Below are 18433 nucleotides of genomic sequence, written 5' to 3'. Positions count from 1 at the left end.
CCCCACCACTTTACGGATCCGCCGCGCCGGAGGGGAGATCGTCAGCGTCCGAAGCTCGCCAGCTTGGCCCTCAGCTGGAGGACGGACTTGGTGTGGATCTGGCTGACGCGGCTCTCGGTGACGCCGAGGACGTTGCCGATCTCGGCGAGGGTGAGCCCCTCGTAGTAGTAGAGCGTGACCACCGTTTTCTCCCGGTCGGGCAGTGTGTTGATCGCCCGCGCCAGGAACCGGCGCAGTTCGCGGTCCTCGGCTACCTCCACCGGGTTGTCGGCGGCGGTGTCCTCCAGGGTGTCCATGAGGCTGAGCCGGTCGCCGCTCTCGCCGCCGACGTGCAGCAGCTCCTCCAGGGCGACGACGTTGGCCAGGGACAACTGGCTGAAGACGGCGTGCAGTTCCTCGACCTCCACGCCCAGTTCGGCGGCGACCTCACCCTCGCTGGGTGTCCGCCGCAGCCGTGCCTCCAGGGTGGCGTAGGCGCGCTCGACGTTGCGCGCCTTCTGCCGGACCGAGCGGGGGATCCAGTCCAGCGCCCGCAGTTCGTCGATCATCGCGCCCCGGATGCGGGTGATCGCGTACGTCTCGAACTTGATCTCGCGGTCGATGTCGAACTTCTCGATCGCGTCGATGAGCCCGAACACCCCGGAGGAGACGAAGTCCGCCTGCTCGACGTTGGGCGGCAGGCCGACGCTCACCCGGCCCGCCACGTACTTGACCAGCGGCGAGTAGTGCAGGATCAGCTGCTCCCGGAGCCGGTCGTCCCCCGTCGCCTTGTACGACCGCCACAGCTCGTCGAGTGTCGAGGGAGCGGGCGGCCGCGCGCTGCCACCGTCGCGGGCGGCTGGGGGGATCGCCGCCCGGTCGGACCCGGAGGTGTGCTGGGGCATTCGTCGCCTAGTGCCGTTCTGCCGTGAAGTGCCGTGAAGTGCCGTGCGGTACGAAAAGAGGTGCGGGGTGTGCGGGACGGGTGGGGTGCGGGGTGTGTGGTTCGGGTGGGGTGGGCCACCCGGGTGGGATGCCGGACCGGTGCCGGGTCGCGCGATCCTCACCCGGGACTTCGTGAGCGTAGCGTGACTGAGCTGTCGCGGTGTGCGAACAGCGAGGCACCACCCGTGCGCGAACCCCCTCCACCGGCCGCTCCCCCGCACGCCGTTCCCGCTCGCCGGGAGCCGCCCGGGGCGCCAACTCCGGGAAAACCCAAGGGTGTAGGGGCATTCCCCCGGACGGCCGAACCCGCCGGTCAGCCCGGGGCGGGCCCCGCCCGGACCGCGATCACCGCCTGGCGTGTCAACTTCCAGCCGTCGTCGTGTCGTTCGACATAGCCAAGCGCTCGAAGTTCGTACAGTCTCGCGACCGCCTCCTCCCTGGTCGTCCGTGCGCCGCGTGCGATCTCCCCGGCCTGCGCCGCGCGGCCGCCGGGCAGGGCGGCGAGCACCTCGCGCGCGGCCGGCTCCAGCAGGTCGCGCGGGAGCACCGGGCCGCGCCGGGGCGGGGCCAGCTCGCCGATCGCCCCGACGAGCTCGGCCACCTCGTCCGCGTCGGTGACCAGGAACGCCTCGCCGCGCAGCAGCTCGTGCACCCCGGCCGACAGGGCGCTGGTGACCGGTCCGGGAACCCCCATCGTCGATCTGCCGAGGCGCTGGGCGGCCCGCGCGGTCACCAGTGAACCGCTGCGGCAGGCGGCCTCCACGACGACGGTGCCCCGGGTGAGGGCGGCGATCACGCGGTTGCGCACGATGAACCGGCTCGGTGTCGGGTGGTCGCCCGGCGGCAACTCCCCCACCAGCAGGCCCTGTTCGGCGATCCGGTCGAGCAGTGCGGTGTGGCCGCGCGGGTAGGGCCGGTCCACTCCGCAGGCCAGGACGGCGACAGTGGCCCCGTCGGCCGCGAGCGCGCCCCGGTGGGCGGCGCCGTCGATGCCGTAGGCGCCGCCGGAGACCACCACCCAGCCGCGCTCGGCCAGTCCGGCGGCGAGGGCGGCGGCCGTGTGGGCGCCGTACTCCGTGCAGGCCCGCGCGCCGACGACCGCGACGGATCTCAGCGCCCACATCCTCAGGCCGGGCCGTCCCCGCACCCACAGGCCCACGGGCCGGGCGTCGCCGAGGTCGTCCAGCTGGGCGGGCCACTCGGTGTCCCCGGGGCACACGAACCGTGTCCCGGCCTCGTGCGCGACGGCGAGGTCCCGCTCCGGCTCGGCCCGCTCGGCGCGGGCGAGCAGCCCCTGCCAGCGTTTGCCGCTGACCCCGGGCAGCGGCTCGCCGCCGCCCCGCAGCCGCCGGGCCACTTCCGGCGCCCCCAGCTTCCGCAGCCAGCGCCCGGCCGTCTCGTCACCGGGCTCGACGACCCGGGTGAGGAAGATGCGCGCGGTGCGGTCGTCCCCGTCCGCCTTCCCGGCGGCGGCACTGGACGGGCTCCTGGCGGTGGCACCGGAGGGGCTCCCGGCGTCGTCCCCGGGGATGTCCCAGAGCCCGTCCCCTCCCCCGCTCACGCCGGCGCCCCGATCGCCATCGGCACGCCCCGGGGGACGCCCGTGCGCAGCTGGAGTGCCAGGCGGACGTCGTCCGCTCCGGGGCGGTCGTGTCCGGCCAGGTCGGCGATGGTCCAGGCGACGCGGAGCACCCGGTCGATGCCGCGCGCGGTGAGGACACCGCGCTCCAGGCCGCGTTCGGCCTCGTCCATCGCGCCGGGCTCCGCGTGGAAACGGGTGCGCAGCTCGCGGCCGGGGACCTCGCTGTTGGTGTGCCAGGGGGTTCCGGTGAGCCGGGCCGCCGTGCGCTGCCGGGCCGCGCCCACCCGCTCGGCCACGCGCGCGGTGGACTCGCCCCGCGCGCCGGGACCGGTGAGCTGGGCGCGGGTGACCGGGTCGACCTCGACGCGCAGGTCCACCCGGTCCAGGAGCGGCCCGGACAGCCGGGACTGGTAGCGCCGGATCGCGGAGGGCGGGCAGTCGCACAGGGAGTCGCGCTGGGAGAAGCGTCCGCAGGGGCAGGGGTTGGCCGCGAGGACCATGAGGAACCGGGCCGGGAAGCGGACCACCCCGGCGCTGCGCGCGATCACCACGTGCCCGGACTCCAGGGGCTGTCGCAGGGCGTCCAGGGTCTGGCTGTGGAACTCCGGGGCCTCGTCCAGAAAGAGCACGCCCCGATGCGCCAGGGACACCGCGCCGGGCCGGGCGATGCCGGGGCCGCCGCCGACGAGGGACTGCATGGTCGCGGAGTGGTGCGGGGCGCAGTACGGGGGCACGTCGACCAGGGGCTTGCCCGGGGGCAGCAGCCCGGCCACCGAGTGCACGGCGGTGACTTCCAGGGATTCCTGGCGGCCGAGCCGGGGCAGGACGGCGGGCAGCCGTTCGGCCAGCATGGTCTTGCCCGCGCCCGGCGGGCCTTCGAGGAAGAGGTGGTGTCCTCCGGCGGCGGCCACCTCCAGGGCGGTGCGGGCCGAGGTCTGGCCGACCACGTCGGCCAGGTCGTGGCCCTGGTCCTGCTGGGCTGCTCCGGCGCTGTGCATGGCGGCGGAGGCGCCGGTGCCGGGCATGCGCAGTCCGGCCAGGAGCGGGTCGGGGCGGCCCTCGGTGTCGGGTTCCTCGTCGGGCACGGGTTCGTCGGCGAGGACCGCGATCAGCTGCCGCAGGGTGCGCACTCCGAGGACGGAGATTCCGGGGACGAGGGCGGCCTCGGCGGCGGCGCATTCGGGCACCACGACCTGCTGGTAGCCGGCCTCGGCGGCGGCCAGCACGGCGGGCAGGATGCCCCGCACGGGCCGGACCCGGCCGTCCAGGCCGAGTTCGCCGATCATCACGATGTCGGCCAGGACGCGGGGGTCGATCCGTTCGGCGGCGCCGAGGATCGCGCAGGCCACGGCCACGTCGAAGCCGGAGCCGCCCTTGGGCACCGAGGCGGGGCTGAGGCCGACGGTGAGTTTCTTCTGCGGCCACTCGCCGCCGGAGTTCACCACCGCGGCGCGGACCCGGTCCCGGCTCTCCGAGAGGCTCTTGTCGGGCAGTCCGACGAGGGCGAAGGCGGCGACTCCGGGTTCCAGGTCGGCCTGGACCTCCACGACGACGCCCTCGACGCCGACCAGGGCCACCGAGCATGTACGGGCGAATCCCATCTCAGGCCACCCCCCGGGCGTGCTCCACGGCGGCCGCGCCCCGGCGGGGCAGCAGGACGCCGACCAGGTCGACGCGGACGCCGCCCGGCGGGGCTCCTCCGTGTGAATGGACCCAGCGTTCGGCCAGGCCCAGCAGTCGCCGTGCCTTGCGTGGGGTCACGGCGGCCATCGGATGTTCGAAGCCGCCGTTCCTGCGGGTCTTCACCTCGCAGACGACCAGTGTGTCCCCGTCCCGGGCCACGATGTCGATCTCGCCGGAGCGTCCGCAGCGCCAGTTGCGCTCCAGGATGCTCATCCCGGCCTCGGTCAGCCGCCGCGCGGCCAGATCCTCGCCGTACCGGCCCAGTCCACTGCGTGCCTTGCTCATGTCGGCACCACCTCCGGCACCCACCGTCACGCAGATCCCGGAGCGAAGTGGATCTTGGTGGACCGTCCGGCGGTTGTGGAAAACTCCGCCACTCGTGTGGGGGACGCCCCCGGGACGGCCGGGCAGGCCCGAGTCTCACGCCGGCCCGAGCCTCACGCCGGCCCGAGCCTCACGCCGACCCGGGCCTCAGGCCGGCCCAAGCCTCACGCCCGGGCCCGCCCCCACCCGTCAGCCGCTAGGCAGCTCCAGATCGCTCTTGTTCAGCTCCTCGATGTTCACGTCCTTGAAGGTGAGGACGCGGACCTGTTTGACGAACCGGGCCGGGCGGTACATGTCCCAGACCCAGGCGTCCGCCATGGTCACCTCGAAGAACACCTCACCCTGGACCGAGTGCACCTGCATCTCGTAGTCGTTGGTGAGGTAGAAGCGCCGTTCCGTCTCGATCACGTATTTGAACAGACCGACGACGTCTCGGTACTCCCGGTAGAGCTTCAGCTCCATCTCGGTCTCGTACTTTTCGAGGTCCTCGGCGCTCATGGCATCCCCTTCAGCCGTGCGATCCCCCCATTGTGCGCCAGTCCCGCGGACCCTCAGACGATTTCGGTGTCCAGGATCACGGGGCCGGCCGGGGGACCTTCGTCGAGCAGCGTGCGCAGCAGCCCGGCGAGTCTGGTCGGATACACCGTCTCATGGGCCCGTGCCAGTTCCCCGCACGTCCACCAGCGTGCTCCGCTGACACTGCGCCGCTCCAGCTCCGTCAGCCCGCCCGGCACGCTCTCGGCGGCCTTGGCCGTACGGGCCAGGAAGTACCACTCGTCCTGGTCCCAGCGGCGCCCCGCGAACGGGAACGAGCACCGCCGCCGCCACAGCACCGGCCCGAGCTCGACGTCGGTGATCCCGGTCTCCTCGGCCAGTTCCCGCAGCGCGGCCTGCGCACGCGTCTCGGTGCCCTCCAGGCCGCCGCCCGGGGTGAACCACCAGTCGTCGGACGGGTCGTCCGGCTCGTGCCCGTGCAGCAGCAGGATGCGGTCCTCGGGGTCGAGCAGCACCACCCGCGCCACCCGCCGCAGCCCGCCCGCGTAACCGTCGTCGTGCCCACCGTCATGGCCGTCGTCATGCCCACTGTCATGGCCGCCGTCATGGCCGTCAACGTGGCCGTCGCCGTGGCCGTCGTGCCCGCCACCGTCCACCGGCCCGCCGCCGTCCACCACGCCCTCCTCGCCCCGCCCGCCGTTCTCAGGCGGCACCGACGGCCTCCCGCCCGGTCCGCGCGCGGGAGCGGCTCAGCCGCGCCGCGACCGGCCCGTACGCGCCGCCTGCCAGCACCAGCACCGCGCCGACGACGATCATCGCCTCGATCAGCCGCAGCGGCCCCGGCTGCGACAGCTTCCCGAGCACCTCGAAGCCCGTGGGCCGCGCGATCATGCCCTTCATCGGCCAGACCACGGAGTCCACCCGGGCCGAGACGGCGGAGCGGGCCACGGTGCCGCGGGCCGCGTCGGTCAGATGGGCGGTGGAGTCCAGCGAGCCCTGCCGCTCGTCGCCGAGCAGGAAGAGTCGGCCCTTGGGCACGGTGACGGTCGGAAAGCCCTGGATCTCCGCCGTGCTGCCCTTGGGGAGATACGGTTCCTCGATCGGCCTGCCGTTCACCGTGAGCTTGCCGTCGGTGCAGCAGGCCACCTTGTCGCCGCCGACCGCGACCACGCGCTTGACCACGGCGGCGTTGGTGACCCAGCCCTTGTCGCGGAAGACGACCACGTCACCGCGCCGGACGTCGGCGCCGTCGACTCTCTGGGCAAGCACCCGGTCGCCCGCGTCGATGGTCGGGGTCATCGAACTGGTCGGCACGGTGTACGGCCGGTACACCAGCGCCGCCCAGCCGAACCCGGCCAGAAAGAGCACGAGGCCGAGCGCCACCGCGATGCCCGAGAGCACCCCGCCGACGCCGCCCGAGCCTTCGCCGCCGCGTGCGGCACTTCCCATGAGTCGTCTCCCGGTTCCCGCCCGCCGCCTGCCCGGCGGACCGCCATCCGGTCTGGATAGCACACCGGCCTGGGACACCGCGAGGGCGGTGCGCCCCGGAACCGGTGAAGATCCGGTGTCCGGGGCGCACCGCCCTCGGGCGGCCTGGACCCGCGTTCGCGGTCCCGGCCGTACTGCTGGTGCCGCCACAGCGGCTGCTTCGCTGCATGTGCGCCGCAGCGGCTGCTTCCCCGCATGTGCCGCCGCAGCGGCTACTTCGCGCCCTCGCCCGCCGTCACGCGGCTGCGGCGACGGCGCCACACGGCCAGCGGCACGACGCCCGCGAACGCGGCCGCCGGCGGGGCGTACGGCAGCGAGGCGGCGGCGGAGGCCTGGTCGCCGAGCCCGGGCTGGTCGAAGGTGTCCGGGATGGGCAGCGTGCCCCAGCGGTTGATCGGCCACGCCTTGACGATCGCGCGTCCCACGACGTCCTTCACCGGGACCATGCCGTGGTGCTTGTCGTCCTGGTTGTAGCGCGAGTCGCGCGAGTTCTGGCGGTGGTCGCCCATCACCCAGATGTAGCCCTTGGGGACCTTCACCTTGAACTGGCCGCCCTCGTCGTCCACGCTGCACGGCGTGTTGCCCGGGTAGACGAACGGCTCGTTCAGTGCCTTGCCGTTGACCATCAGCGGGCCGTCGTTCTTGCACTCGACGGTGTCGCCGCCGACGCCGATGACGCGCTTGATGAGGTCCTTCTCCTCGGCGGACGGCATGAGGCCGATCCAGCTGAGGCCCTTCTGGATCACGTTCTGTTCCGGCGTCGGCTCGCCGCGCAGCCACTGGTCGGGGTCGTGGAAGACCACGACCTCGCCGCGCTCGGGCTGGGAGCCGAACCACGGCGTGAGCTTGTCCACCAGGACGCGGTCACCCTGCTGGAGGGTGTTCTGCATCGAGTCGGACGGGATCGAGAACGCCTGCACCAGGAACGTCTTGATCAGCAGGGCGAGGACGAGCGCGATGCCGACCAGGATCGGCAGCTCCTTCCAGAAGGAGCGCGGCTTGTTCGGCCGGCGTCCGGCCTCGTCCCCGCCGTGCGAACGGCTCTCGGGCGGGGTTCCGTCACCGTCCGCCGCGGAGCCGTTCGCGGAGTTCACCGCGCCGGCCTGGGCCTCGGCTCCGGACGCCGCGGACCGGCCGCCGCGCTCCTCGCCGTCGTGCCCGGACCGTGCGCCAACCGCCACATCCCCCACGCCAACTCCTCACTCTCTGCCGCCGCCTGCCCCGGAGTCGGTGCAGGCCCACCACTCCCATAACGAGCGGGAGTTCCGCAGGGGTCGGGAGCCGGGTCATTCCGTTCGGATCGTCCGAGGCAACCCTATGCGACGGGCGGGGGAGGGCGGCCGCTCCCGACACGGAGTCGGTGACGCTTGCGAAGGTTTTAGGTTCCTCCAGGCGCGTCCAGTGGGCGAACGGCCAGCCGATCACCATGGCGCGGCCGACCACGGAGGCCTCGGCGACCGTGCCGCCGTAGGAGGTGTTCTGGTGGTAGCGGGAGTCGGCGGAGTTCCCCCGGTGGTCGCCCATCACCCACAGGCGCCCCTTGGGCACCGTGATGTCGAAGGGCATCGTGGAGGGGGCGTTGCCGGGGTAGAGATAGTCGGTCTCGGACAGCGGGACGCCGTTCACCGTGACCTTGCCGTCGGCGTCGCAGCACTTGACGTGGTCGCCGCCGACCCCGATGACCCGCTTGATGAGGTCCTTCTCGTTGTCGGAGGGCAGCAGTCCGATGAAGGTGAGCCCCTCCTTGAACTGCTTGACGCCGACGGGGTCGTTCTTCTTCGGCGTCTGCTCGTCGTTCAGCCAGCCGCCCGGGTCGTGGAAGACCACCACGTCCCCGCGCTTGGGCTCCGAACCGAACCACGGCGTGAACTTGTCGACCAGCACCCGGTCGCCGATCCGGATCGTCTGCTCCATGGAGCCCGACGGGATCACGAACGCCTGCACCAGGAAGGTCTTCAGGACCAGCGCGATGAGGACGGCGACACCGAGCAGCAGCGGGATCTCGCGCACGGCCGAGCGCCTGCGCTTGCGCTTGACCTTGCGCTGGAGCTTGCGCCGCTCCGCGCGTGACCTGCCCGGCGCCGGCCTGGAGGCGCGCCGTACCCCGGTGGGCAGCAGCTCCTCGGCGGAGGCGCCGCCGGGCACCCCGCGCGGCCTTCCACGACTACCCATGCGTGCCCTCCGCGGCCGGCACGCGCGCGTAGGCGGCGGGACGCTCCAGGCGCGTCCAGCGGTCGTACGGCCATACGATCCAGTCGGCCCGGCCGACGACGGCGCCGACCGGGATCATGCCGCCGCCCGGCGAGCCGAGATGGTCGCGGGAGTCGCTGGAGCGGCTGCGGTGGTCGCCGAGGAGGAACAGCCGCCCCTCGGGCACCACGACGTCGAAGGGCACACCGGACGGTGCGTTCCCGGGATGGAGGAACGCCGTCTCGTCGACCGCCCGGCCGTTCACCTCGATCCTCCCCTTCTTGTCGCAGCAGACGACATGGTCGCCACCCACCCCCACTACGCGCTTGATGTAGTCGGCGTCTCCGAAGTACCCGGTGCCGTCGAAGACGACCACGTCGCCGCGGCGCGGCTGGGCACCGAAACGGTACGCCAACTTATCTACGAGTACGCGGTCGCCGATCCTCAATCCCGGCTCCATGGATCCGCTCGGAATCTGGAACGGGCGCACCACGAAAGCGTTCAGGAGGAACAAAAAGACCAGGCAGGCCAGGGCGGTCAGGGTGATGCGGCCGCCCGGCAGCCACGCGGCGGCCCGCTCCACCAACGCGAAACGCGACCGCGCCTCCGTGCCCGGAGTCCCGGGCGGGGAGGAGCGGTCGCGCTGCGTCTGCTGTGCTTCGGTGTCCATCGGGGCCAGATGCTATCCGGCCCTGTCGTGACTCCGGGAAGGCACTCAGTTGTCGCGCTTCTCCTTGATCTTCGCGGCCTTGCCGCGCAGCTCACGGAGGTAGTACAGCTTGGCGCGGCGCACGTCACCACGGGTGACGAGCTCGATCTTCTCGACGATCGGGGTGTGCACCGGGAAGGTGCGCTCGACGCCGACGGAGAACGAGACCTTGCGAACCGTGAAGGTTTCGCGGACACCGGAGCCCTGGCGGCGGATCACGACGCCCTTGAACTGCTGCACACGGGAGCGGTTGCCCTCGATGACGCGCACGTGGACGTTGACGGTGTCACCCGGGCGGAAGGCCGGGATGTCGCTGCGCAGCGACGCGACGTCGACGGAGTCGAGCAGGTGAGACATTTCGTCTGCTTTCTTCGCTGATGCCACAGGTCATCAACGGAAGCTAGGTGGAACAACAGGGTCGCCGTGCGGGTCGGAACGGGCGTCGTGTCCCCCTGTGGCAGGGGCGCACGCCGGACGGACGCACAACAGCGGACTATTCTTCCACGCTCTCGGTCCTGCGCCAAAATCGCCCGAACGGGACCCCGTCCGGATCAGGCGCCCAGCCCAGGATGGAGAGCATCTCCCGGTCCTTCTTGTCGAAGACCTTCGGGTCGCAGCGCTCGATCAGGTCGGGCCGGTTGAGGGTCGTACGGCGCAGGGCCTCGTCGCGGCGCCAGCGGGCGATCTTCCCGTGGTGGCCGCTGAGCAGCACCTCGGGGATGTCCCTCTCGCGCCACACCGGCGGCTTGGTGTAGACGGGACCCTCCAGGAGGTTCGCCATCGCGCCGGGGGCGAAGGAGTCGTCCCGGTGGGACTCGGCGTTGCCCAGGACGCCGGGCAGCAGCCGCGCCACGGCCTCCGTGATGACCAGGACGGCCGCCTCGCCGCCGGCGAGTACGTAGTCGCCGATGGAGACCTCGTAGACCGGCATCCGGGTCGCGTACTCGTCCATCACGCGCCGGTCGATGCCCTCGTACCGGGCCGGGGTGAAGATCAGCCAGGGGCGCGTCGACAGTTCGACGGCCAGTTCCTGGGTGAAGGGCCGGCCGCTCGGGGTCGGGACGATCAGCGCGGGGGCCTGGGCGCCGGACTCGTAGCCGTCGGCCAGGACGGTGTCCAGGGCGTCGCCCCAGGCCTCGGTCTTCATGACCATGCCGGGGCCGCCGCCGTAGGGGGTGTCGTCGACCGTGTTGTGCCGGTCGTACGTCCAGGAGCGCAGGTCGTGCAGGTGCACGCCGAGCTGTCCCCGGGCCCGCGCCTTGCCCACGAGGGAGACGTTCAGCGGCTCCAGGTACTCCGGGAAGATCGTGACGACGTCGAGCCTCATGCGTCGTCCTCGTCCCGGGACGAGGCGATCTCGGCACGGTCGTCGATCAGACCGGGCGGGGGCGTGACGACGGCCTTCTGTTCGGCCAGGTCGATCTCGCGGACGATCTCCTCCACGAACGGGATCATGACCTCGGTGCCGTCCGGGCGCTCGACGATGAACAGGTCCTGCGAGGGCAGATGGGAGATCTCGGTGATGCGGCCGACCTCCGTGCCGTCCGCGGTGACCACGTCGAGGTCGATCAGCTGATGGTCGTAGTACTCGTCCTCCTCCTCGGGGAGTTCGTCCGGGTCCACGTCGGCGATCAGCAGGATGTTGCGCAGCGCCTCGGCTCCGGTCCGGTCGTTCACCCCCTCGAAGCGCAGAAGGAGACGGCCGCTGTGGACGCGGCCCGCGGCGATGGTCAGCGGCCCGGCGGAGGCCGGGTCGGTGGTCAGGACGGCGCCCGGCCCGAGCCGCAGCTCCGGTTCGTCGGTACGCACCTCGACGGTGACCTCGCCCTTGATCCCATGAGCACGGCCGATCCGTGCGACTACCAGCTGCACGAGTCCAATTCTCCTGTCATACGACTACGGGCCGGGGACGGCCCAGTGGCCCTCCCCGGCCCGAGCCGGATTGCTGTGATGCGTCAGCGGACGTGATCCACGTCGACCAGGTCGACGCGGACACCACGGCCGCCGATGGCGCCCACGACGGTGCGCAGGGCACGCGCGGTACGGCCGTTGCGGCCGATCACCTTGCCGAGGTCGTCGGGGTGCACCCGGACCTCCAGCACGCGCCCGCGGCGCAGGTTGCGCGAGGCGACCTGCACGTCGTCAGGGTTGTCGACGATGCCCTTCACGAGGTGCTCAAGCGCCTCTTCGAGCATGGTGCTCAGGCCTCGGTCGACTCGGACTCGGCAGCGGCCTCGTCCTTCTTCTCAGCCTTCTTCTTCTGGGTGATGGCCTCACCCTTGCCCTCGGTGTCGCCACCGAGCGCCTCGAACGACGGGCGGGCCGGCTTCGGCGCGGCGACGAGCAGCGGCGCGGGAGCCGGCTCGCCCTTGAACTTCTGCCAGTCGCCGGTCTTCTTCAGAATGGCGAGAACCGGCTCGGTCGGCTGCGCGCCGACACCCAGCCAGTAGGCGACGCGGTCGGCGTCCACCTCCATGACCGAGGGGTTGTACGTGGGGTGGTACTTGCCGATCTCCTCGATGGCCCGGCCGTCACGGCGGGTACGGGAGTCGGCGACGACGATGCGGTAGTGAGGCGAACGGATCTTGCCCAGACGCTTCAGCTTGATCTTGACTGCCACGGGAGTGAGTTCTCCTGGTTTTGACGTGTGTTGGGCACGGCGGAGTTGCCGCGTGGGGTTGCGGTACCCGAGTGCCCGATGGACGCGTCAGCCGGAGGAGAGAGGGGTCCTGTGCGACTGTCGAGTACAGCTAGCCATTGTGCCACACCCTGCGGGGCCTTGAGCTCCGGGTAGTGATCTTGAGCGTGCCCGCAGGGCAAAGGGCAAGGGCAAGTGATCGTACGGCTGCCACGAGCAGCCGCCTTGTCAGCTTGCCGCCGCCACTGCCTCCGGGATGCGGAACGGTTTGCCGCAGCCGCCGCAGACGATGGGGGCCTGTTCGAGGACCGAGGGGACCACGCGGACGTTGCGGCCGCAGTCGCAGACGGCCTTGACGCGCACGCCGCCGCCGGAGGAGCCGTGCCGGGCGGCCGGACCCCGGAAGGAGCGGGCGGTGTCGGCGGAGGTGGCCACCGTGTGCGCCTTCAGGGCGCGCTGGAGGCGTTCGATGGTCGGACGGTACCGCCGCTTGGCCTCGGGATTGAGCGTGACCAGCGAGAAACCGCTGCTGGGGTGCGGCTCCTCGGGGTGGTCCAGGCCCAGTTCCTCGGCGACGGCCAGGAAGCGGCGGTTGTGGTAGCGGCCGGCGCGGGAGGTGTCGCGGACACCCCGGGCGGCGGCGATGCCGTGGACTGCCTCGTGCAGCAGTCGCTCGAAGGAGAGCTCGTGTCCGCACGCGGACGACGACTCCCCGATCAGGGATTCCGGCGCGGCGAGATCCGGCAGCTCGGGGTGGTACCGCTGAATGTCGGCCCACGCCTGTGCCAGCTCCGCGGCGAGGACAGGTGGTGTCTGTGTCGTGCTCACGTAATGACAACGAGCGTGGGTGCCCTCGTGTTCCTATTCCGGGGCATCTCAAATAATTTGCACCTACCCGTCAGTTGCCGCCGATGCGGCCGACGCGGGGCGGGTACGCAAATCTGCGGAAGAAGCCGCACAGCTCGTACCAAGCCGGTGCTCAGCAGGGCTCCCGGCCCCCGCGACGTTACCGGTGCCCACCCGCCGCCCCGCACCCACCCCTCAGGTTGCCGGGGCGTGAAATCTCGCCACACACGCCCACACCCCCCAAGCCGGACGCCGCAACCACTGGACGCCGCCGCGCGCCCGGAGTTACCTGGCATACGTGGAGTGCGCGCACGACCACGGGGGGCCACACCCACGGGCACGTACGCGAACTGTCGGCGATTGGGGCGCTTACCTATGACACCTACGCTCGTGCGGGAGCACTTGTCCCACGCGGGTTCCGCACCACCCGGCGCGGACCCCCGAGCACGCGCGCGCGACTGGTCCGAGATCCAGGAGCGCATGTGGGAACCGCTCTACGAAAGTGTCCACGAACGACTCGACGTCGGACCCGGCACCCGCCTCCTCGGCCTGCGCTGCGGCTCCGGACTCGCCCTGCTGCTGGCGGCCGCCCGGGGCGCCGCCGTCACCGGGGCCGACTCATCCCCGGAACTGCTCGCGCTCGCCCGTGACCGCCTCGCGCCGGACACGGCACAGGGCGCGGAGGCGGCGGCCGCGGGCCCCTGGCTGCTGGACACGCTGCCCACCGAGGCGGACGCGCCCGGCTACGACCTGATCACCGTCCTCGAACCCATCGGCTGCCGCCCCGGCGACGCCGAAGCGCTCGGCGCCCTGCTGGCCGACGCCCTCCCCCTCGCGGCACGCGGCGCGGCCGTCGTCCTCACCGCCTGGGGACCGCCGGAGCGGTGCGCCACCTCCGCCGTGCTGGGTGTGGCCGCCAAGCTGGCCGACCCGCTGCACGGCGTGCACGGCCGGCGCCCGGGGCGCCGCGACGACCTGGAGGAGGTCGCCCAGCGCGCGGGGCTGCGCCCGGACGGCTCGGGCCGGGTCGCCTGCCCCTTCGGCTACGCCGACACCGACAGCGCCGTACGCGGGCTGCTCTCGACCGGTCTGTTCGACGCGGCGATCGCGGCGACCGACCGCAAGCAGGCCGAGAAGGAGCTGGCCGAGGCGCTGCATCCGTACCAGCGCGCGGACGGCATCGTGTGGATGCCGAACGTCTTCCGGTACCTGATAGCCCGGGTGCCCTGAGGTTCCGCTCCTCGGCAACGCGCGAGGGCGCCCCTCGTGGAGAGGGGCGCCCTCGGGGACGTCGTACGCGGGCTCGGTCAGCCCATGAACTTCTTGAACTCGTCCGGCAGCTCGAAGTCCTGGCCGCCCTGCTGCGGCGGGACACCGAAGGCGCCTCCGCCCTGCGCGGCGGCCTCGCGGCGCTGGGCCTCCTCCAGCTCCTGCTGCTGGCGCTTCATCGGGTTGCCCGAACGCTGCTTGCCCTTGGCCTTCTTCGGCTGCTTCTTGCTGCGGCCGGGGCCGCCGCCCATGCCCGGCATCCCCGGCATGCCCGGCATGCCGCCGCCCTGGGCCATGCGCGACATCATCTTGCGGGCCTCGAAGAAGCGCTCCACCAGGCCCTTGACCGCGCTGACCTCGACACCGGAACCCTTGGCGATACGGGCGCGGCGGGAGCCGTTGATGATCGTCGGGTCCTGGCGCTCGCCCGGGGTCATCGACTTGATGATCGCGGCCGTGCGGTCCACGTCGCGCTCGTCGATGTTGTTGATCTGCTCCTTGATCTGGCCCATGCCGGGGAGCATGCCGAGCAGCTTGGAGATGCTGCCCATCTTCCTGACCTGTTCCATCTGGGACAGGAAGTCGTCCAGGGTGAAGTCCTGGCCCTTCTTCGACGCCAGCTTGGAGGCCATTTTCTGGGCCTCTTCCTGGCTGAACGTCTTCTCCGCCTGCTCGATCAGGGTGAGCAGGTCACCCATGTCGAGGATGCGGGAGGCCATCCGGTCGGGGTGGAACGCGTCGAACTCGTCCAGCTTCTCGCCGTTGGACGCGAACATGATCGGCTTGCCGGTGACCTGGCGGATGGACAGGGCGGCACCACCGCGAGCGTCACCGTCGAGCTTGGAGAGCACCACGCCGTCGAAGCCGACGCCGTCGCGGAAGGCCTCGGCGGTGTTGACCGCGTCCTGGCCGATCATCGCGTCGACGACGAAGAGGATCTCGTCGGGGCGGACCGCGTCGCGGATGTCCGCGGCCTGCTGCATCATCTCCTGGTCGATGCCCAGGCGGCCCGCGGTGTCCACGATCACGATGTCGTGGACCTTGGACTTCGCGAAGTCGATGGAGTCCTTGGCGACCTTGACCGGGTCACCGACGCCGTTGCCCGGCTCCGGCGCGTACACCGCGACACCGGCGCGCTCGGCGACGACGCTCAGCTGGTTGACGGCGTTGGGGCGCTGGAGGTCACAGGCGACGAGCAGCGGCGAGTGCCCCTGCTCCTTCAGCCACCGGCCGAGCTTGCCCGCGAGCGTGGTCTTACCGGCACCCTGGAGACCGGCCAGCATGATCACGGTGGGGGGCTGCTTGGCGAAGCGGAGACGGCGGGTTTCCCCGCCGAGGATGGTGATCAACTCGTCGTTGACGATCTTGAGCACCTGCTGGCCCGGGTTGAGGGCCTTCGACACCTCTGCGCCGAGGGAGCGCTCCTTGACGTTCTTGATGAACGAGCGGACGACGGGCAGGGCCACGTCGGCTTCGAGGAGCGCGATGCGGATCTCGCGGGCCGTGGCGTCGATGTCCTCCTCGGACAAGCGGCCCTTGCCCCGGAGGGTCTTGAAGGTATTCGCCAAGCGGTCGGAGAGGGTATCGAACACGGCGCTCGTCGGTCCTCAGGTAGGGGGCAGGTGGATCGCCCTCCAGGGTATCGGGCTCCGCAACCGAATCGTCCCTCGCCGGTGCGAACACCGGCGAGGGACGGAAAACCCCGCGTCTGCGGGGACTGTGTGAGCACTCTGAGCGCGAAAGCCGTCGACGCCGGATCACCCCCGCCACTGCGAGGACCACAGCCGTGCAACGAGCCATCGGCCTGGAGGTTATGTACGCAGCGCGTCCTCGATCGCCTTCACCATCGACACGGCCTCCTCCGTCGGGACAGGCAGCCCGGCGACGGTCGTCATGTAGAAGGCATCCACGGCGTTGGAACCCAAGGTCGAGATGTGGGCACTGCGCACCTGAACCCCTGCCTTCTCCAACTCCGCCCCGATGCGGAACAGCAACCCCGGGGCGTCCTGGGCGCGGACCTCGATCACCGTGGCGTGGTGGGAGGCGGCGGGGGCGACGGTGACGCGGGGTGGGGGTGCGGGCCAGCCGCGGCGGCGGGGGTAGGCGGCGTCGCGTTCGGCGAGGCGGCCGGTGATGTCGAGGGTGCCGTCGAGGGCGCGGACGAGGTCGGCGCGGAGCCGGGCGGCCTGGGGCAGGGAGCCATATTCGGCGGCGACGCGCCAGTCCAGGAGCAGGACGGAGCCGTCGTCGACGGCGTCGGGCAGCCGCAGGGCACGCAGCTCGGCGGTGCGGACGGTGAGCCGGTGCACGGCGAGGACGCCGGCGACGGCGGGCAGGACGCCGGGCTGGTCGGGTACGGCGATGAGGAGTTCGACGCCGAGGGGTTCGGGTTCGCCGGAGGCCTCGGCGGCGACGGCGGGTTCGGTCTGGGCGCGCAGGGCGAGGACGGGGGCGCCGGTGCGGTGGGCCTCGATGGCGAGGCGTTCCTGTTCGGCGGTGGGGGCGCCGGGGTCGGGTTCGTCGGGGGTGTCGCCGGCGAGGACGGCGGAGACGCGGCGTACGAGGTCGTCGACGAGGGAGCCGCGCCAGGAGGACCAGGCGGCGGGGCCGGTGGCGAGCGCGTCGGCCTCGGTGAGGGCGTGCAGGAGTTCCAGGGTGCTCTGGGTGCCGACGGCCTCGGCGACGGCGTGGACGGTGGCGGGGTCGTCCAGGTCGCGGCGGGTGGCGGTGTCGACGAGGAGCAGGTGGTGGCGGACGAGGGTGGAGAGGACGCTCACGTCGGCGCGGTCGAAGCCGATGCGGGCGGCGACGTCCTTGGCGATGATCTCGCCGGCCACGGAGTGGTCGCCGGGCCAGCCCTTGCCGATGTCGTGGAGCAGGGCGGCGACGAGGAGGAGGTCGGGGCGGCTGACGCGGCGGGTGAGGGCGGAGGCGCGGACGGCGGTCTCGATGAGGTGCCGGTCGACGGTCCAGACGTGGACGGCGTTGCGCTGGGGGCGGCAGCGGACCCGTTCCCAGTCGGGGAGGAGGCGGCTGATCAGCCCCTCGGACTCCAGTGCCTCCCAGACGTCGACGGTCGGGCGCCCCGAGCCGAGCAGGGTGACGAGCTGCTCGCGGGCCTCGGCGGGCCAGGGCGTGGGCAGCGGGCGGGCGAGGGCGGCCATGCGGCGTACGGCGTGCGGGGAGAGCGGGAGTCCGGCCTGGGCCGCTGCGGCGGCGGCGCGCAGCGGGAGGACGGGGTCGCGTTCGGGGCGGGCGGCGCGGGCGAGGACGGCCTCGCCGTCCTGTTCGACGACGCCTTCGGCGAGCGGGGAGCGTTCGACGGGCGGTTTTCCGCCGCCGAGCATGGCGCGCAGGCGGGGCCGTACGGCGCGGGAGCGCAGGACGCGGTTCACTTCGCGCCAGGTGACGTCGCCGGCGTAGGAGATGATCCCGGCGGCTTCGTAGACCTGGCGGAGCAGGGTGTCGGCGTCGAGGAGGCCGAGTTCGGCGGCGACCTGGTCCTGTTCCTGGAGGGCGAGGCGGTCGGTGGCGCGGCCGGTGACGAGGTGGAGGGCGTCGCGGGCGTCGAGGAGGCGGCGGCGGGCGTCGGCGAGTCCTTCGCGGGGTGCGTCGGCGAGCCAGGAGGCGGCGACGGCGCGCAGTGCGGTGGCGTCGCGCAGTCCGCCGTGGGCTTCCTTGAGGTCGGGTTCGAGGAGGTAGCGCAACTCGCCCTGGCGTTCGGCGCGTTCGGCGCACAGTTCCTGGAGTTCGGGGAGGCGTTTGGGGGCCTGGTTGCGCCAGTCGGCGAGGACGGCGGTGCGCAGTCCGGCGGTGAGGCCGAGGTCGCCGACGAGGTGGCGGGCGTCGAGGAGGCCGAGGTGGACCTTGAGATCCTCGCCCGCGGTCTTGCGGGCCTCTGCCGGGGTGCGTACGGAGTGGTCGAGGGTGAGACCGAGGTCCCAGACGGGGTACCAGAGGCGGTCGGCGAGGGTGGCGACGGCGGTGGGGTCGCTGCCGTCGTGCAGCAGCAGGAGGTCGAGGTCGCTGCGCGGGGAGAGTTCGCCGCGTCCGTAGCCGCCGACGGCGACGAGGGAGACGCCCTTGATGCCGGGGGCGGCGGCGTTGAAGAGTCCGGCGAGCCAGTCGTCGGTGAGTCCGGCGAGGGCGGCGCGGCGCGGCGGCCCGGGCCGCTCCCCCTCGGTGAGGAGGCGCAGCCGGGCCGCCGCGTAGCCGCTGGGTCGTCCCGAGTCGTCCGCTTCTTTCCGGTCATCCCGGTCATCCGTGCGCGTCACCCAGCGGCTCC

General features: G+C 72.1%; 19 protein-coding genes. 1 reads left to right on the top strand and 18 read right to left on the bottom strand.

The genetic code is table 11. From position 1 onward, the window contains the following. Window positions 1-41: 41 nt before the first annotated feature. The 16 genes from whiG to AB0898_RS17630 form a co-directional block, all read right to left on the bottom strand. The gene (whiG, locus tag AB0898_RS17705; RefSeq protein WP_366803830.1) at window positions 42-884 is read right to left on the bottom strand and encodes an RNA polymerase sigma factor WhiG; all 843 of its coding nucleotides are present in this window, start codon (window positions 882-884) and stop codon (window positions 42-44) included. A 353-nt stretch (window positions 885-1237) separates the two neighbouring features. Then, on the bottom strand, window positions 1238-2356 hold the full coding sequence (gene dprA / locus AB0898_RS17700; RefSeq protein WP_366803886.1) for a DNA-processing protein DprA: 1119 nt from the start codon (window positions 2354-2356) through the stop codon (window positions 1238-1240). A gap of 125 nt (window positions 2357-2481) precedes the next feature. Further along, window positions 2482-4107 carry a YifB family Mg chelatase-like AAA ATPase gene (locus AB0898_RS17695; protein ID WP_366803829.1) on the bottom strand — a complete coding sequence of 542 codons (1626 nt, stop codon included), beginning with the start codon at window positions 4105-4107 and terminating at the stop codon, window positions 2482-2484. 1 nt (window position 4108) lies between these two features. Then, on the bottom strand, window positions 4109-4504 hold the full coding sequence (locus AB0898_RS17690; protein WP_366803828.1) for a YraN family protein: 396 nt from the start codon (window positions 4502-4504) through the stop codon (window positions 4109-4111). 198 nt (window positions 4505-4702) lie between these two features. Continuing rightward, window positions 4703-5011, bottom strand: a complete 309-nt coding sequence (locus AB0898_RS17685) for a DUF2469 domain-containing protein (RefSeq protein ID WP_018544766.1) — start codon at window positions 5009-5011, stop codon at window positions 4703-4705. A gap of 53 nt (window positions 5012-5064) precedes the next feature. Next, the gene (locus AB0898_RS17680) at window positions 5065-5544 is read right to left on the bottom strand and encodes an NUDIX hydrolase (protein WP_366803885.1); all 480 of its coding nucleotides are present in this window, start codon (window positions 5542-5544) and stop codon (window positions 5065-5067) included. 166 nt (window positions 5545-5710) lie between these two features. Continuing rightward, entirely contained in the window at window positions 5711-6457 is a 747-nt protein-coding gene (gene lepB, locus AB0898_RS17675) for a signal peptidase I (protein WP_366803827.1), read from the bottom strand. A gap of 251 nt (window positions 6458-6708) precedes the next feature. Continuing rightward, on the bottom strand, window positions 6709-7590 hold the full coding sequence (gene lepB, locus AB0898_RS17670) for a signal peptidase I (RefSeq protein ID WP_366803826.1): 882 nt from the start codon (window positions 7588-7590) through the stop codon (window positions 6709-6711). Continuing rightward, a complete protein-coding gene (gene lepB / locus AB0898_RS17665) occupies window positions 7556-8668 on the bottom strand; it encodes a signal peptidase I (RefSeq protein ID WP_366803825.1) in 1113 nt (370 codons plus the stop codon). The genes lepB (AB0898_RS17670) and lepB (AB0898_RS17665) overlap by 35 nt, the downstream gene beginning before the upstream one ends. Further along, window positions 8661-9356: a signal peptidase I gene (gene lepB / locus AB0898_RS17660; RefSeq protein WP_366803824.1), complete on the bottom strand. Its 696-nt coding sequence runs from the start codon at window positions 9354-9356 to the stop codon at window positions 8661-8663. The genes lepB (AB0898_RS17665) and lepB (AB0898_RS17660) overlap by 8 nt, the downstream gene beginning before the upstream one ends. A gap of 45 nt (window positions 9357-9401) precedes the next feature. Continuing rightward, entirely contained in the window at window positions 9402-9752 is a 351-nt protein-coding gene (gene rplS, locus AB0898_RS17655) for a 50S ribosomal protein L19 (protein ID WP_366803823.1), read from the bottom strand. A 136-nt stretch (window positions 9753-9888) separates the two neighbouring features. Next, window positions 9889-10722 carry a tRNA (guanosine(37)-N1)-methyltransferase TrmD gene (trmD, locus tag AB0898_RS17650; protein WP_366803822.1) on the bottom strand — a complete coding sequence of 278 codons (834 nt, stop codon included), beginning with the start codon at window positions 10720-10722 and terminating at the stop codon, window positions 9889-9891. Then, on the bottom strand, window positions 10719-11267 hold the full coding sequence (gene rimM, locus AB0898_RS17645) for a ribosome maturation factor RimM (protein WP_366803821.1): 549 nt from the start codon (window positions 11265-11267) through the stop codon (window positions 10719-10721). The genes trmD and rimM overlap by 4 nt, the downstream gene beginning before the upstream one ends. 83 nt (window positions 11268-11350) lie before the next feature. After that, on the bottom strand, window positions 11351-11590 hold the full coding sequence (locus tag AB0898_RS17640; protein ID WP_003973401.1) for an RNA-binding protein: 240 nt from the start codon (window positions 11588-11590) through the stop codon (window positions 11351-11353). A gap of 5 nt (window positions 11591-11595) precedes the next feature. Next, the gene (rpsP, locus tag AB0898_RS17635; protein ID WP_366803820.1) at window positions 11596-12015 is read right to left on the bottom strand and encodes a 30S ribosomal protein S16; all 420 of its coding nucleotides are present in this window, start codon (window positions 12013-12015) and stop codon (window positions 11596-11598) included. 246 nt (window positions 12016-12261) lie between these two features. Beyond that, window positions 12262-12861 carry a hypothetical protein gene (locus tag AB0898_RS17630; RefSeq protein WP_199585302.1) on the bottom strand — a complete coding sequence of 200 codons (600 nt, stop codon included), beginning with the start codon at window positions 12859-12861 and terminating at the stop codon, window positions 12262-12264. Window positions 12862-13254: 393 nt separating this feature from the next. On the opposite strand from AB0898_RS17630, the gene AB0898_RS17625 reads away from it, so the two are divergent. Continuing rightward, complete coding sequence (locus AB0898_RS17625) at window positions 13255-14109, top strand: SAM-dependent methyltransferase (RefSeq protein ID WP_366803819.1); 855 nt, start codon at window positions 13255-13257, stop codon at window positions 14107-14109. A gap of 77 nt (window positions 14110-14186) precedes the next feature. On the opposite strand, the gene ffh is transcribed toward AB0898_RS17625, so the two are convergent. Beyond that, complete coding sequence (ffh, locus tag AB0898_RS17620) at window positions 14187-15740, bottom strand: signal recognition particle protein (protein ID WP_366803818.1); 1554 nt, start codon at window positions 15738-15740, stop codon at window positions 14187-14189. 219 nt (window positions 15741-15959) lie between these two features. Beyond that, complete coding sequence (locus AB0898_RS17615; protein ID WP_366803817.1) at window positions 15960-18422, bottom strand: [protein-PII] uridylyltransferase; 2463 nt, start codon at window positions 18420-18422, stop codon at window positions 15960-15962. Between the last annotated feature and the right edge of the window lie 11 nt (window positions 18423-18433).

The organism is Streptomyces sp. NPDC005435, from assembly GCF_040703155.1.
GTDB lineage: Bacteria > Actinomycetota > Actinomycetes > Streptomycetales > Streptomycetaceae > Streptomyces.
Note: the sequence above shows the minus strand (reverse complement) of the source record. Positions and strands in the feature narration are given on the sequence as shown.

Coding starts and splice junctions, on each gene's coding strand:
- whiG (WP_366803830.1), bottom strand. CDS start 884: ATGCCCCAGCACACCTCCGGGTCCGACCGGGCGGCGATCCCCCCAGCC.
- AB0898_RS17695 (WP_366803829.1), bottom strand. CDS start 4,107: ATGGGATTCGCCCGTACATGCTCGGTGGCCCTGGTCGGCGTCGAGGGC.
- AB0898_RS17685 (WP_018544766.1), bottom strand. CDS start 5,011: ATGAGCGCCGAGGACCTCGAAAAGTACGAGACCGAGATGGAGCTGAAG.
- lepB (WP_366803827.1), bottom strand. CDS start 6,457: ATGGGAAGTGCCGCACGCGGCGGCGAAGGCTCGGGCGGCGTCGGCGGG.
- lepB (WP_366803825.1), bottom strand. CDS start 8,668: ATGGGTAGTCGTGGAAGGCCGCGCGGGGTGCCCGGCGGCGCCTCCGCC.
- lepB (WP_366803824.1), bottom strand. CDS start 9,356: ATGGACACCGAAGCACAGCAGACGCAGCGCGACCGCTCCTCCCCGCCC.
- rplS (WP_366803823.1), bottom strand. CDS start 9,752: ATGTCTCACCTGCTCGACTCCGTCGACGTCGCGTCGCTGCGCAGCGAC.
- trmD (WP_366803822.1), bottom strand. CDS start 10,722: ATGAGGCTCGACGTCGTCACGATCTTCCCGGAGTACCTGGAGCCGCTG.
- AB0898_RS17640 (WP_003973401.1), bottom strand. CDS start 11,590: ATGCTCGAAGAGGCGCTTGAGCACCTCGTGAAGGGCATCGTCGACAAC.
- AB0898_RS17625 (WP_366803819.1), top strand. CDS start 13,255: ATGACACCTACGCTCGTGCGGGAGCACTTGTCCCACGCGGGTTCCGCA.